Origin of the sequence: Frateuria sp. Soil773 (assembly GCF_001428405.1) — a bacterium.
In the GTDB taxonomy this organism is placed as follows: domain Bacteria; phylum Pseudomonadota; class Gammaproteobacteria; order Xanthomonadales; family Rhodanobacteraceae; genus LMSL01.
Genome location: NZ_LMSL01000016.1, coordinates 72,598 through 86,924, shown reverse-complemented (window position 1 = coordinate 86,924; position 14,327 = coordinate 72,598). Strand labels below are relative to the sequence as shown.

Here is a 14,327-nt window from a genome sequence, read left to right as displayed (position 1 = left end):
GTGCTCCGCCATGGGGTGCTCCGTTGGCATGCTGTGCCCGATCCTCGCACGGATCGGATGAAGCGGATGCAGCGGACGGCCGCTACGCAAGCGCGGCGCGATTTGCCACACTCGCGGCTCCCTTCGCGGTTGCCATGCCATGCGCTCGAACGCCCTCGCCGCCGTGGGACTCGCCCTGTGCTCGGCGCTGTTCTTCACGCTCACCTACGTGCTCAACCGCAGCCTGGTGGCCGGCGGCGGCCATTGGGCGTGGGCGGTGATCCTGCGCTACCTGATCACCTTGCCGCTGCTCGCCGCGGTGCTGCCGATGCAGGGCGGGCTGGGCGAGCTGCCGCGCGAGCTGCGCCGGCATCCGCGCAGTTGGCTGCTATGGAGCAGCGTCGGTTTCGTGCTGTTCGGCGTTCCGCTGACCTGGGCCGCCAGCAGCGGGCCGTCGTGGCTGGTCGCCGGCAGCTTCCAGACCACGGTGCTGGCCGGGCCGCTGCTGGCGCCGCTGATCTACCGCGACGAGCGCGCGAGGCTGGCATGGCGCACGCTGGCGATCGGCGCGCTGATCGTGGCCGGGGTGTTCGCGCTGCAATGGGGGCACGCGCAGGGGCGCTTGCGTGCGGGCGACTGGCTGGCGATCGGCGCGGTGGTGCTGTCGGCGTTCGCCTATCCGCTGGGCAATCGCAAGCTGCTGTTGCACCTGGAGCGCGGCGAGACGCGCCTCAACGCCGTGCAGCGCGTGTTCGGCATGACCCTGTGCAGTTGGCCGCTGTGGCTGCTGTTCGCGGCGATCGCCTGGTGCACGGTCGGCCCGCCGACCCTGCGGGAGGCATGGCTGGCCGGCGGCGTGGCGCTGTCGTCCGGCACCATCGCCACCGTGCTGTTCTTCCGCGCCACCGACATGGTGCGCAGCGAGCCGACCGCGCTGGCGGCGGTGGAGGCGATGCAGGCGGCGGAGCTGCTGTTCGCGACCCTGCTCGGCGTGCTGTTCCTGGGCGAGGCGTGGCCGCGCGGCTATGCCCTGTCCGGCGCGCTGGCGATCGTGGTGGGCATCGCGCTGTTCGGCTGGGTCAGCGGCCGCGGCGCCGCCGGGCACGACGAGGAGGTACGCGCGCTGCGCAGCGACCGTAGCGCCTGATTGTCTTCGATTGATTGCGATTTTGTTCATTTACTTGTTTATCGTGATCGATCGGGTTACATATCCATGTCGATCCACGATCCAAGGGGCTTTCCGAACCATGAGCAAACGACGTCGTTCCTGCCTGCTGGCAGGCATGCTGCTGGGCGCCAGCGCGGCACTCTGGGCGCAGCCGCAGACCTTCGCCAGCGGTACGCAACTGCGCTGGGATGCGTCGGCCTACGGCAACCATCGCTACCTGGTGCAGGTCGCCAGGCCGGCCGAGGCGGTGCATGTGGTGATCCCCTGGCGGCGCCGCGATGCGCATCCGGAGCGGGTGGCGGCGATCGTGGTCGGGCCGGACGGCAAGCCGGTCGCCAACGTGCTGCGCGGCGCGATCGACCAGGCCAGCGGCGAGCTGGTGTTCGAGGCGCGCCAGGCCGGCGTCTACGCGGTGTATTACCAGCCGTACATCAGCAATGGCCGCAGCAACTACCCGACCGTGACCTACGCCGCGCCGAAGGACACCGCCGCCGCGGACTGGGCCGGCCGGCAGGGCCACGACGCAGCACGATGGCGCAAGCTGCCGTCGGCCACGGTGCTGCGCTACGAGGGCGTCACCGATTTCGACGCGTACACCGCGATGGAGCGGATCGCGACACCGGCGGAAGTGCGGCAACTGCTTGCCGCGCATACCGCGCAGGCGCTATGGCTGTTTCCCGAGACGCGCGCGAACCCGGTGCGCATGTTCGACCAGCTGCCGCAGCGCTGGGCGCAGCGCGGCCCCGGCGGTGAACTGGCCGACAAGGCGCTGCGCGGCGAGTACCTGAGCTTCCAGATCGGTGTATGGGCGCCGCGTGCCGCGCTCGACCGCGTGCAGGTGGCGTTCGCCGACCTGCGCGGCCCCGGTGGCGCCGTGCTGCCTGCCAGCGCGCTCACCTGCTTCAACCTGGGCGGCACCGACTTCACCGGCCGGCCGTTCACGGCGCGCGTCGACGTGCCGCAGGGGCGCGTGCAGCCGCTGTGGATGGGGCTGGACGTTCCGGCGGACGCGAAGCCGGGCATGTATCGCGGCGAGGTGACGATCAGCGCCGACGGCCAGCCGCCGCAGACCGTGCCGCTGGCGATCACCGTGGCTGCCGAAGCCGCGGTGGCGCATGGCGACGACGATCCGTCCAGGCTCACCCGCCTGCGCTGGCTGAACTCCACGCTGGCGCAGGACGACGCGCTGGTGAAGCCGTTCACCGCGATCACGGTGCGGGGCGCGCGGCTGGGCATCCTGGGACGCGACGTGGCGCTGGCGAACAGCGGCCTGCCGGCGCAGATCGAGAGCCGCTTCGACGAGCGCATGACCGGCTTCGCGAAGCAGCCGCGCGCCCTGCTCGCGGCGCCGATGCAGTTGCTGGTGCAGGACGCCAGCGGCAGTCATGCGCTGCAGGCATCCGCGCCGCCGCCGGTGCAGGCCGACGGCCCGGCCAAGGTGCACTGGCAGGCGTCCGGCGAGGCGGGCCCCTTGCAGGGCGAAGTGACCGCCAGCCTCGAAGCGGACGGCACGCTCAACTATGCGATCGCGCTGAAGGCCAGCCGGGCCGTCGCGCTGAAGGACATCCGGCTGGAGATCCCGCTGCGCAACGACGCCGCGCAATACGAGCTGGGCCTCGGCCGCACCGGCGGCCGCGCGCCGGCGGACTTCAACTGGACGTGGGACGTGCAGCGCAACCAGGATGGCGCGTGGATCGGCGCGGTGAACGCCGGGCTGGAGTTCCATCTACGCGACGAACACTACCTGCGTCCGCTCAACACCAACTTCTACCACCAGCAGCCGCTGCGCATGCCGGCGTCGTGGGACAACGGCGGGCAGGGCGGCATTACCTTCAAGCGCGACGGCGCGCGCTACCTGGTCAAGGCGTTCAGCGGCCCGCGCACGATGGCGGCGGGGCAGGTGCTGCGCTACGACCTCGTGCTGCGGGTGACGCCGTTCAAGACGATCAAGCCGGCGGAGCATTTCGCCGAGCGCTTCTTCCACAAGTACGCCGACCTGGATGCGATCAAGGCCGATGGCGCGAACGTGGTGAACATCCACCACGCCACGCCGATCAACCCGTGGATCAACTATCCCTTCCTCGAAGCTGGCGCGATGCGCGGCTACGTCGAGGCGGCGCACCAGCGCGGCATGAAGGTGAAGATCTACGACACCATCCGCGAGGTGTCCGACCGCGCGCCCGAGCTGCCGATGCTCGAATCGCTGGGCCACGAGGTGATCAGTGCCGGCAAGGGCGGCGGTTTCTCGTGGCTGCAGGAACACCTGGACGGCGACTACATCGCCGCCTGGCACGTGCCGGAGAACCGCGATGCGGCGGTGATCAACGCCGGCCAGAGCCGCTGGCACAACTACTACATCGAGGGGCTGGACTGGCTCGCGCGCAACGTCGGCATCGACGGCCTGTACCTGGACGACGTCGCCTACGACCGCACCACGATGAAGCGCGTGCGCAAGGTGTTCGCGGCACGCCGGCCGCATCCGCTGATCGACCTGCATTCGGCCAACCAGTACAACCCGCGCGACGGCTACATCAACAGCGCGCTGCTGTACATGGAATTGTTCCCGTACATCGACCGGCTGTGGTTCGGCGAGGAGTTCGACTACGAGAAGACCTCGCCCAGCTACTGGCTCACGGAAATGTCCGGCATTCCGTACGGCCTGATGGGCGAGATGCTGCAGCACGACGGCAATCCGTGGCGCGGCATGCTGTTTGGCATGACCAGCCGGCTCGGCTGGTCCGAGGGCAGCGACCCGCGGCCGCTGTGGAAGCTGTGGGACAGCTTCGGCATCGAGCAGGCGCAGATGATCGGCTGGTGGGTGCACGACACGCCGGTCAAGACCGGCCGCGACGACGTGCTGGCGACCAGCTACGTGCGCGACGGCAAGACGCTGGTGGCGCTCGCCTCGTGGGCGCCGCAGCGGACCACGGTGAAGCTGCGCATCGACTGGAAGGCGCTGGGGCTGAAGCCGGGCTCGGCGCGGCTGGTGGCGCCGGCGGTGGAACGCTTCCAGCCGGCCGCGTCGTTCAAGCCGGGCGATGCCATCCCGCTGGAGCCGGGCAAGGGCTGGCTGCTGGTGCTGGAGCCGGCGGGTTGAGATGTCTGTTCAAAGTCTCCCCGCCGGGCTGGAATCCCCCGCTCGTCATTCCTGCGAAAGCAGGAATCCAGCGACTTTGCCCTTCCCCATACCTAGAGGCACTGGATCCCAGCTTTCGCTGGGATGACGCCCCCAACCATAGGGGGATACCTGGGAGACTTTGACTGCGGCTGACGGTTGGGCCTGTCGGATCGGCCCGGGCGGGCGAAGCGGCCGGTGATGCCGCTTCGCCGTGGCCGGGGATGCCTGCGGCTCGCTCGATGGCCGCCGGTTCGCCTGGATGCGGCCGGCTTGCGGAGCGACTCGACGGCGCACATCGAGCCGCCTTCGCATGCATCCGGTTCTGCGGTGGACGGCTCGCTCGCCTTTGCATGTTTGTGCATGATTTTTTATATTCATGCCTGATTTCTCGGATCGGGCACGCGATGCAAGCCAGCGAACTTTCCAGCGCCGCGGACTGCGGCGACCGCCTGCCGGCGGCCATCCGCGCCACGCGGCTGATCTTCCTGGTCTCCGGCATCGGCATGGCCGCCTGGGCGCCGATGGTGCCGTACGCGAAGAGCCGGCTGGGCCTGGACGACGCCTCGCTGGGGCTGGCCCTGCTGGCCTTCGGCGGCGGCTCGATGGTGGCGATGCCGCTGATGGGCTGGCTCGTGCACCGCTTCGGCTGCCGCAGGGTGATCGGCACCGGCGGCATGCTGCTGTGCCTGGCGCTGCCTTGCCTGGCAGTGGCGCCCAGCCTGCCGCTGCTGGTCCTGACCCTGCTCTATTTCGGCGCGACGCTGGGCGCGGTCGACGTGGCGATGAACGCGCATGCGGTGGCGGTGGAGAAACAGGCCGGCCGTGCGCTGATGTCGGGTTTCCACGGCCTGTTCAGCCTCGGCGGCCTGGGCGGCGCGGCGGGCATGAGCCTGCTGCTGGCGGCCGGCCTGCCGCTGGCGGTGGCGGCAGGCGCGATCGCGCTGCTGCTGGCGATCATCGTGGCCGCGCAGTGGAACGGCCTGTTCGACGATGCCGGCGACGACGGCGGACACGCGATGGCCTTCGGGCTGCCGCGCGGCATCGTGCTGGTGCTCGGCCTGCTGTGTTTCGCCAGCTTCCTCGCCGAGGGCGCGATGCTGGACTGGAGCGCGGTGCTGCTGCGCGATTTCCGCGGCTTCGCGCCGGCTTCCGCAGGCATCGGCTACGCCTGCTTCTCGGTGGCGATGGCGGCCGGCCGGCTCACCGGCGACCGGGCGATCCAGCGGTTCGGCCCGGTGCTGGCGGTGCGCCTGGGCGCCAGCGTGGCGGCCGGCGGCCTGCTGCTGGCGGCGCTGGCGCCGTGGCCGGCGAGCGCCCTGGCCGGCTTCGTGCTGGTGGGGCTGGGCGCGGCCAACATCGTGCCGGTGATGTTCGGCGCGGCCGGGCGGCTGCCCGGCGTGGCGCCGGCGATCTCGATCGCCACGGTCACCGCGCTCGGCTACGCCGGCCTGCTCAGCGGCCCGGCGCTGATCGGCTTCCTGGCGCATGCCAGCAGCCTGCCGGCGGCGCTGGCGGCGGTGGCTGGATTGCTGTTGCTGGTCGCGGCCTCGGCCCGGGTGGTGCGGCGATGAACGCGCCGGCCGGCCGCTTCGACGCGGTGGTGTTCGACCTGGGCGGCGTGCTGATCGACTGGAACCCGCGCTACCTGTACCGGCAGCTCTTCGCTGGCGACGAGGCGGCGATGGAGCGCTTCCTCGCCGAGGTCTGCACGCAGGACTGGAACGAACGGCAGGACGCCGGCCGCGGCTGGGACGAAGCGATCGCCGGCCTGAGCGCGCGGCATCCGCAGCATGCGCCGCTGATCGAGGCGTACCGGGCGCGCTGGGAGGAAATGCTCGGCGGGCCGTTGCAGGACAGCGTCGCGGTGCTCGGCGAACTGCGCGGGCGCGGCGTGCCGCTGTACGCGCTGACCAACTGGTCGCAGGAGACCTTCCCGATCGCCCTGCGGCGCTTCGATTTCCTGGACTGGTTCGGCGGTATCGTGGTGTCCGGGCGGGAGCGGTTGTGCAAGCCGGACCCGGCGATCTTCCGCCTGTTGCTGGCGCGCTTCGCCCTGGCGGCGGAGCGCACGGTCTACATCGACGACGCGCCGCGCAACGTCGAGGCCGCGCGGCGGCTGGGCATGCACGCGATAGCGTTCCGCGACGCCGCCCGCCTGCGCGCGGCGCTGTGCGACGCCGGCCTGCTGCGGGTGCGCGGGGAGGAGGGGGCATGAGCAAGGCGAATCCGGCCGACGCCCTGCCGCAGGAGCGCCAGCAATGGATCCTGCAGCGGTTGCGCAGCCGCGGCCGCGTGGTCGCCGCCGAACTGTCGGCGGAGTTCGCGGTGTCGGAGGATTCGATCCGCCGCGACCTGCGCGAGCTGGCGGCGCAGGGGCTGTGCCGCCGGGTCTACGGCGGCGCGCTGCCGGCCACCGTGGCCGCGGCGCCGCTGCGGCAGCGGCGGAGCGAGCAGGTCGGCCGCAAGCTGGTGCTGGCGCGCAAGGCGGCGACGCTGGTGCGCGAAGGGCAGGTGCTGCTGATCGACGCGGGTTCCACCAACGCCGCGATCGCCGCGGCCCTGCCCGAGCGGATGGGGCTGACCGTCGTCACCAACGCGCCCGACGTCGCGCTGGCGCTGCTCGACCGCGAGGGTTTCCAGGTACTGCTGCTCGGCGGCCGCGTGGACGGCCGGATCGGCGGCGCGGTAGGCGCGCAGACCCTGCGCGAACTGTCGCGGCTGCGTGCCGACCTGGCGTTCCCAGGGGCGTGCGCGATCGACGCCGAGAGCGGCCTGTGGGGCTTCGACAGCGAGGAAGCCCTGCTGAAGCGGGCGATGGTCGAGGCCAGCGGCGAGACCGTGGTGGTGGCGACCACCGACAAGCTGGGCGGCTCGGCCACCCACCAGGTCGCCGCGATCGGCGACGTGCATCACCTGGTGGTCGAGCGCGACGCCGGCCGCGCCGTGCGCGCCGCCTTCGCCGCGCGGGGCGTCAGCGTGCACCGCGCCGAGGCGCCGGCGGACTGAGGCCGGCGCGGGCGGTTCAGGGCGTGCGCTGCCACTCCTGGCTGTGGCCGAGCATGGACAGGCCGCTGTAGCGGCGCAGCTCGAGCTTCCGCCCACCGTCGGAAAGCTCCAGCTTGGCCTTGTAGACCTTGCCGTTGTCCGTATCGAGGAGCTTGCCGCCGGTCCACTCCTTGTCGTTCTTGTCGTCCTTGCGCAGGTTCCACAGGAACACCATGCCTTCGATCGGCTGGTCCTGCAGCTTGCCGCGGCACTTGGCGCAGACCGGATGCGCGCCGCCGCCGGACTGCAGCACGCGGGAAACCATGCCGCGCAGCTCGCCGTCCACTTCGGACAACTGCACGATGGCCGTGGCGTTGCCGGTGTCGCCGTCGATGACCTTCCAACTGCCGGCCGGCGTGTCGCTGGCCGCCCAGGCCAGTCCGCTGCATGACAGCAGGGCGGTTGCCATGGCGAGCAGGCCCGGCAGACGCTTCGTGCGTTTCATGGATTCACTCCCTTGATCGGAATATCGGCTGCCAATGATGGCGGCTGGGCGCCGCGCGGCGCAATGCGCTGCGTCATGGTTTGGCAGGCGGCCGGCGCCGGTCCGCGCCGGCGACGCCTTGATGAAAGGAATGCGCGCGGGCGGCGCTATTCCTGGCGCTCCCACATCTGGCTGCGCCCGAGCAGCGAGAAGCCGATGTAGCCGTGCACGTCGAGCTTGCTGCCGTTGTCGACCAGGCTGAGCTTGACCTTGTAGGTCTTGCCGTTGTGCGGGTCGAGGATCTTGCCGCCGTCCCACACGTCGCCATCGCGGGTGACGCCCCACATGATGGTCATGCCCTCGATCGGCTGGTTCTTGCGTTCGCCGTCGCATTTCATGCAGACCGGATGCGGGCCGGCGTCGGATTGCAGCACCTGCAGCACCTTCGCCTGCAGCTCGCCGTTCTGTTCGGTGATCTGCACGATCGACTTCGGCTTGCCGGTGGCGTCGTCGATGGTCTTCCAGGTGCCGACCGGCGTGTCGCTGGCGGCGAAGGCCGCGGCGCTGCCGAGCAGGAGGCCGGCGGCGACGGCCAGGCGGAACAGGTGCTTCATGGACTTGCCTCCCCGTACGAAACAGTATGGTCGGAGCCTGACCAGACGCCGCTGGAGCGTCAAGCTGCAATGCGCAATGTCCCGGCGCGGCGCCGCACTGACCTGCATCAGGCGGCGGGCGGGCCCGGGCTGGCATAATCGGCAACCCCGCGAAACGATGCCTTCCCGACATGACCCAGGTGAACGAAGCCCTGGTCCGCCGCATTCTCGGCGACCTGACCGACCCCCACACCGGCGCCCCGCTGGCCGATGCGCTGCGCGCCGTCGGCGTGGACGGCGCGAAGGTGTCGGCGGACGTCGTGCTGGGCTATCCCGCGGCCGGCGCGGCCGACGCGCTGGCCGCCCGGGCGCGGCAGGCGCTGGAGGCGGACCCGGCGATCGAGGCGGCCGCCGTGTCGGTCGGCAGCCGCATCCATCCGCACAAGGTGCAGGGCACGCTGGCGCCGCTGCCCAGCGTGAAGAACATCATCGTGGTCGCCTCCGGCAAGGGCGGCGTGGGCAAGTCGACGGTGTCGGCCAACCTCGCGCTGGCGCTGCAGGCGGAGGGCGCGAAGGTGGGCGTGCTGGATGCGGACATCTACGGCCCCAGCCAGCCGCGCATGCTCGGCATCGGCGGCAAGCCGCATTCGCCGGACGGCAAGAGCATCGTGCCGATGGCGGCGCACGGCCTGCAGGTGATGTCGATCGGCTTCCTGGTCGACGAGGAGACGCCGATGATCTGGCGCGGCCCGATGGTCACCCAGGCGATGATGCAACTGCTCACCGACTCGCGCTGGGAGGCGCTCGACTACCTGGTGGTCGACCTGCCGCCGGGCACCGGCGACATCCAGCTCACGCTGTCGCAGAAGGTGCCGGTGGCCGGCGCGGTGATCGTCACCACGCCGCAGGACATCGCCCTGCTCGACGCGCGCAAGGCGCTGAAGATGTTCGAGAAGGTCGAGGTGCCGGTGCTCGGCATCGTGGAGAACATGGCCACCCACGTGTGCTCGAACTGCGGCCACGAGGAACACATCTTCGGCGAGGGCGGCGGCGAGCGGATGGCGGCCCAGTACGACGTGCCGTACCTCGGTTCGCTGCCGCTGGACATCCGCATCCGCGAGCAGGCCGACGGTGGCACGCCCACGGTGGTGGCGATGCCCGACTCGGACCTGGCCGCGCGCTACCGCGAGATCGCGCGCAACGCGGCGGGGCGGCTGTCGCGCCAGCCGCGCAACAAGTCGCTGGGGCTGGGCAAGATCGTGGTGCAGGGCGCCCCCGCCGCATGAGCGCGCTCCGGCGCGTGCTGTGCCTGTGCGGCAGCCTGCGCGGGGTCTCGTCCAATCGCGCGGCGCTGGAGGCGGCGCGGCAACTGGCAAGCCTCGACACCCCGTCATCCCTCGACACCCCGTCATACCAGCGAAGGCTGGGGCCCAGTGACTTCGATGGCGTAGAGCCGAAGGCGCTGGATTCCTGCTTGCGCAGGAATGACGAACAATCGGGCGATCGCCCACCGCCATCGCCGACTCACCTCGACACCTCGTCACCCCAGCGAAAGCCGGGGGCCAGCGACTTTGACAGCGCAGAGCCGAAGGTGCCGGATTCCTGCTTGCGCAGGAATGACGAACAATCGGGCGATCGCCCGCCGCCACCGCCGACTCACCTCGACACCTCGTCACCCCAGCGGAAGCTGGGGTCCAGCGACCTTGGCAGCGCAGGGCCGAAGGTGCCGGATTCCTGCTTGCGCAGGAATGACGAACAATCGGGCGATCGCCCACCGCCACCGCCACCGCCGGCTCACCTCGACACCGCGTCACCCCAGCGAAAGCTGGGGTCCAGCGACTTTGGCGGCGCAGGGCCGAAGGCACGGGATTCCCGCTTTCACAATAATGACGGGCGCGCCATGTTGGAGCTGCGGCTATACGGCGGCCTGGGCGAACTGCCGCTGTTCAATCCCGACGATGAACGCGATCCGCTGCCCGCGCCGGTGCTGGCGCTGCGCGAGGCGGTGGGGCGGGCCGATGCGTTGCTGGTGGCCTGTCCCGAATACGCGCACGGCGTGCCCGGCGCGTTCAAGAACCTGCTGGACTGGCTGGTGGGCAGCCTTGAATTCCCGGGCAAGCCGGTGCTGCTGCTGAACGCGTCGGCGCGCGGCTCGCACCACGCGCAGGAGGCGCTGGCCGAGATCCTGCGCACCATGTCAGCCGAGCTGCTGTCCACGCAGCCGTTCCCGGTGGCCCTGCCGGGTGCGGGCTGCACGGCGGAGCAGGTGCTGGCCAGCGCGGAGCGCCGCGCCGAACTGCGCGCGGCGCTGGATCACCTGGCTGCCGAACTGGCCTGAGGGCCCGCCGCCCGCCGTTCTTACCGCGAGGGCGGCGAGCCGTGCGAGTAGCCCTCAAGCCCACGCCTTCTTCGCCGGCAGCACCACCAGCAGCGTCGCCACCAGCAGGGCCACCAGCAGCCAGGGCAGGGTCGTCGCGCCGGCGTTCCTGAGCAGCATGCCGCCCGCCGCGCCGCCGCCGGCAATGGCGAGGTTCCAGCCGACCACCACCAGCGATTGCGCCAGATCCTGCTGTTCGCCGGAGCGGCGCACCACGGCGGTCTGGATCAGGGCCGACATGCCGCCGAAGCCCAGCCCCCAGGTCGCCACCCCGGCGATCAGCGCCACCTGCGACGCCGGCCACAGCGCCATCGCTCCCGCGGCCAGCAGGAACAGTCCCATTTCGGCGGCGACCAGGGCGTGCATCCAGCGGTCGATCAGCGCGCCGGTGGCCACGATGCCCACCACCGAAGTCACGCCGAACAGCAGCAACAGCCGATCCAGCATGCCCTGCGAACCGGACAGCGCGGCGAATGGCGCGACGTAGGTGTACAGCGCGTTGTGCGCCAGTACGGCCAGCAGCATCACCGCGTACACCGCCGCCAGTCCGGGTCGCGCCAGCACCTCGCGCAGGTTGCCGCGCTGCTGCGCCGGCACGCCCGGCACCGGCGGCAGCACGAGGCGCGAGCAGCCCACCAGCGCCAGGCTCAGCAGCGACATCAGGCCGAACACCCAGCGCCAGCCGACGAGCTGCGCCAGCCAGGCGCTGGCGGGGATGCCGAGGGTCATCGCCAGCGGGATGCCGACCAGCGCGATCGAGATCGCGCGGCCCTGCTGGTGCTGCGCCACCATGCGGCTGGCGTAGCCGACCAGCAGCGCCCACAGCAGGCCGGCGGCCACGCCGCCCACGAAGCGCGAGGCCAGCATCAGCGCGTACGAATCGGTCCAGGTCATGGCGCTGTTGGCCAGCGCGAAGCCGGCCAGCGCGGTCATCAGCAGCGGCCGGCGCGGCAGGTGGCTGGTGAGCTTGACCAGCGGGATCGCGGTGAGCAGCGAGCCCAGCGCGTAGGCGGTGAGGAGCTGCCCGATCAGGGATTCGCCCAGGCCGAGGTCGCGGCTCATCGGCGGCAGCAGGCCGGCGACGATGGACTCAGTAAGCACGGTGATGAAGGCCGCGCAGGCCAGCGCGATCAGGCCGGGTATCGGCAGGCGCGCGGCCGTGGCCTCGCGCGCGGGGCCGGGCAGGGTGTCGTCGAGGGCGCTCATGCGCGGCCCTCCTTGGCGACGACGGGGAAATGCGGGGACATGGGATGCTCCAACGGATGGGGAGCATCAAGGTAGATATCGCCCGCCGGCGGAAAAAGGCGGGTAGAGTTCGTGGCTTTGTGAACCTGGAGTTCCGCAATCGATGAATGCCGTGGACAGCCTGGGCGGCTTGCAGACCTTCGTGCAGGCGGCCGACAGCCTGAGCTTCGTGGAGACCGCGCGGCAGCAGGGCGTGTCCGCCTCGGCCGTGGGCAAGGCCATCGCGCGGCTGGAGCGGCAACTGGGCGTGCGGCTGTTCCACCGCAGCACGCGCAGCGTGGCGCTGACCGCCGAGGGCAAGCTGTTCCTGGCGCGTTGCCGGCGCGTTCTGGACGAACTGGAGCAGGGCGCGGCCGAGCTGTCCAGCCGTTCCAGCGAGCCGCGCGGCACCCTGCGCGTGGCGCTGCCGCTGGCCAGCCGCATGCTGCTGGTGGTGCTGTCGGATTTCACCCAGGCCTACCCGCAGGTGCACCTGGATCTGGATTTCGACGACCGCCTGGTGGACGTGGTGGAGGAGGGTTTCGACGTGGTGCTGCGGGTGGGCGAGCCGGGCGACTCGCGCCTCAACAGCCGCCGCGTGGGCGATTTCCGCCGACTGCTGGTGGCGTCGCCGGCCTACCTCGCGCGCAAGGGCGTGCCGCGCACGCCGGCGGACCTCGCGCACCACGATTGCCTGCACTACCGCTATCCCACCAGCGGCCGGATGGAGCCCTGGCCGCTGCCGCCGGGGCTGGAGGCCCCGGTCGGCATGGTCTGCAACGACATGGACGCGCGCGTGTGCTTCGCCACGCGCGGCCGCGGCATCGCCTACCTGCCCGAGCACATGGTGCGCGCCGAGCTGGCGGCCGGCGAACTGGTGCCCGTGCTGGGCGACTGCGCCACTGCCCGCGGCAGCTTCCACCTGCTGTGGCCGTCGGGCCGGCACATGCTGCCGAAGCTGCGCGTGTTCCTGGATTTCGTGGGAGAGCGGCTGCTGGCGCAGGGCGGGGAAGTGGCCGCGCCGTCGCATCGCGGCGCGGCCGCGCCGGCCCCGCGCCGTCGCGGCCGGACGCCCGGCTGAAGCGCCGCCGGCCCGGCCTGCGCGCCCGCTCGACTGGCGGCCCCCCGGCCGATCCGCTATTTTTCCGCATCTTCCGCCCCGCGCCGCCGCCGGACGGACCACGCAAGCAACGGGAGCCCGAGTGAGCATCAAGTCCGACAAGTGGATCCGCCGCATGGCCGAGCAGCACGGCATGATCGAGCCGTTCGAGCCGGGCCAGATGAAGCTGCGCGACGACGGCGTCCGCGCGGTGTCATGGGGCACTTCCAGCTACGGCTACGACGTGCGCTGCGCGCGCGAGTTCAAGGTGTTCACCAACATCAACTCCACCATCGTCGACCCAAAGTCGTTCGACCCGAACAGCTTCGTGGACGTGCACTCGGACGTGTGCATCATCCCGCCCAACTCGTTCGCGCTGGCGCGCACGGTGGAGTACTTCCGGATCCCGCGCAACGTGCTGGTGGTGTGCCTGGGCAAGAGCACCTACGCGCGCTGCGGCATCATCGTCAACGTGACCCCGCTGGAACCGGAGTGGGAAGGCCATGTGACGCTGGAGTTCTCCAACACCACGCCGCTGCCGGCGAAGATCTACGCCAACGAGGGCGTGGCGCAGATGCTGTTCTTCGAATCCGACGAGGAATGCGAGACCAGCTACCGCGACCGCGGCGGCAAGTACCAGGGCCAGCAGGGCGTGACCCTGCCGCGGACCTGAGCCCACGCCTGAACGCGCGTCCGCCGCGGCGCGTCGGCGCCGGCGGCCCGCGCTACACTCCGACGGTTACCGAAATCGCAACGATGCAGGAGATCCGCATGATCCGCTTTTCCACGCTGCTGACGCGCACCTGCGCCGCCGCGATGCTGGCCAGCCTGCTGGTGCTGGCCGGCTGCCACCGGGGCAGCACCAAGGACGAGGTCGCCACCGAACAGGCCAAGAGCCAGTTCGACGTCACCCTGCAGGCCTACAAGGGCGGCCAGTTCCTGGTGGACGGCGCGGTGCTGTCGGCGCTGGACACGGGCAGCCACTTCGCCTACCTGAAGGACACCGGCAAATTGCCCCGCACCGTGCTGCTCACCTCCAGCGACGAATCCAAGATCCGCAAGCAGCACCTCGAGTTCATGGCGCGCATGCAGCTGGACTACGGCTTCATCGTCTACTACGACGACAAGGGCACGCTGAAGAAGATCAACCCGGTCGAGACCAAGGCGCGCGCGCTGGAGGACTACCACGCGCCGGTGAAGATGAACGACGAGCTGAAGGGGCGCGAGGCCAGCAGCGGCGGCTTCGGCTCGCAGCAGCAACAGCAGCAGTAACCGGCCGCGGGCGCCTGCCGGGCGCCGT

13 protein-coding genes are annotated in these 14,327 nt (G+C 70.8%); 10 read left to right on the top strand and 3 right to left on the bottom strand.

The genetic code is table 11. The features are described from left to right. Window positions 1-139 precede the first annotated feature (139 nt). The 5 genes from ASG87_RS07710 (at window position 140) to ASG87_RS07690 (ending at window position 7,271) form a co-directional block, all read left to right on the top strand. Window positions 140-1,126, top strand: a complete 987-nt coding sequence (locus ASG87_RS07710; protein WP_056003301.1) for a multidrug resistance efflux transporter family protein — start codon at window positions 140-142, stop codon at window positions 1,124-1,126. A gap of 100 nt (window positions 1,127-1,226) precedes the next feature. Continuing rightward, window positions 1,227-4,244, top strand: a complete 3,018-nt coding sequence (locus ASG87_RS07705) for a glycoside hydrolase domain-containing protein (RefSeq protein ID WP_157510947.1) — start codon at window positions 1,227-1,229, stop codon at window positions 4,242-4,244. A 425-nt stretch (window positions 4,245-4,669) separates the two neighbouring features. Further along, window positions 4,670-5,836, top strand: coding sequence for an MFS transporter (locus tag ASG87_RS07700; RefSeq protein WP_056003296.1), 1,167 nt, complete (start codon window positions 4,670-4,672; stop codon window positions 5,834-5,836). Then, window positions 5,833-6,480: an HAD family phosphatase gene (locus ASG87_RS07695; protein ID WP_056003293.1), complete on the top strand. Its 648-nt coding sequence runs from the start codon at window positions 5,833-5,835 to the stop codon at window positions 6,478-6,480. Before ASG87_RS07700 ends, ASG87_RS07695 begins: the two co-directional genes overlap by 4 nt. Then, complete coding sequence (locus tag ASG87_RS07690) at window positions 6,477-7,271, top strand: DeoR/GlpR family DNA-binding transcription regulator (protein WP_056003290.1); 795 nt, start codon at window positions 6,477-6,479, stop codon at window positions 7,269-7,271. Before ASG87_RS07695 ends, ASG87_RS07690 begins: the two co-directional genes overlap by 4 nt. 16 nt (window positions 7,272-7,287) lie before the next feature. Here ASG87_RS07690 and ASG87_RS07685 read toward each other — a convergent pair whose 3' ends face one another. Continuing rightward, on the bottom strand, window positions 7,288-7,755 hold the full coding sequence (locus ASG87_RS07685; RefSeq protein WP_056003287.1) for a DUF2147 domain-containing protein: 468 nt from the start codon (window positions 7,753-7,755) through the stop codon (window positions 7,288-7,290). A gap of 146 nt (window positions 7,756-7,901) precedes the next feature. Continuing rightward, a complete protein-coding gene (locus ASG87_RS07680; RefSeq protein ID WP_056003284.1) occupies window positions 7,902-8,348 on the bottom strand; it encodes a DUF2147 domain-containing protein in 447 nt (148 codons plus the stop codon). A gap of 170 nt (window positions 8,349-8,518) precedes the next feature. On the opposite strand from ASG87_RS07680, the gene apbC reads away from it, so the two are divergent. After that, on the top strand, window positions 8,519-9,613 hold the full coding sequence (apbC, locus tag ASG87_RS07675) for an iron-sulfur cluster carrier protein ApbC (protein ID WP_056003281.1): 1,095 nt from the start codon (window positions 8,519-8,521) through the stop codon (window positions 9,611-9,613). A gap of 614 nt (window positions 9,614-10,227) precedes the next feature. Next, window positions 10,228-10,665 carry an NADPH-dependent FMN reductase gene (locus ASG87_RS07670; protein WP_082582828.1) on the top strand — a complete coding sequence of 146 codons (438 nt, stop codon included), beginning with the start codon at window positions 10,228-10,230 and terminating at the stop codon, window positions 10,663-10,665. Window positions 10,666-10,719: 54 nt separating this feature from the next. On the opposite strand, the gene ASG87_RS07665 is transcribed toward ASG87_RS07670, so the two are convergent. Continuing rightward, window positions 10,720-11,910, bottom strand: coding sequence for an MFS transporter (locus ASG87_RS07665; protein ID WP_056003278.1), 1,191 nt, complete (start codon window positions 11,908-11,910; stop codon window positions 10,720-10,722). Between the two features lie 142 nt (window positions 11,911-12,052). Here ASG87_RS07665 and ASG87_RS07660 point away from each other — a divergent pair, with 142 nt between their 5' ends. From ASG87_RS07660 to ASG87_RS07650, 3 genes are all read left to right on the top strand, one after another. Beyond that, the gene (locus ASG87_RS07660) at window positions 12,053-13,009 is read left to right on the top strand and encodes a LysR family transcriptional regulator (protein WP_082582827.1); all 957 of its coding nucleotides are present in this window, start codon (window positions 12,053-12,055) and stop codon (window positions 13,007-13,009) included. Between the two features lie 121 nt (window positions 13,010-13,130). Beyond that, a complete protein-coding gene (gene dcd, locus ASG87_RS07655) occupies window positions 13,131-13,700 on the top strand; it encodes a dCTP deaminase (protein ID WP_056003275.1) in 570 nt (189 codons plus the stop codon). A gap of 98 nt (window positions 13,701-13,798) precedes the next feature. After that, window positions 13,799-14,299, top strand: a complete 501-nt coding sequence (locus tag ASG87_RS07650; RefSeq protein WP_056003376.1) for a hypothetical protein — start codon at window positions 13,799-13,801, stop codon at window positions 14,297-14,299. Window positions 14,300-14,327 lie beyond the last annotated feature (28 nt).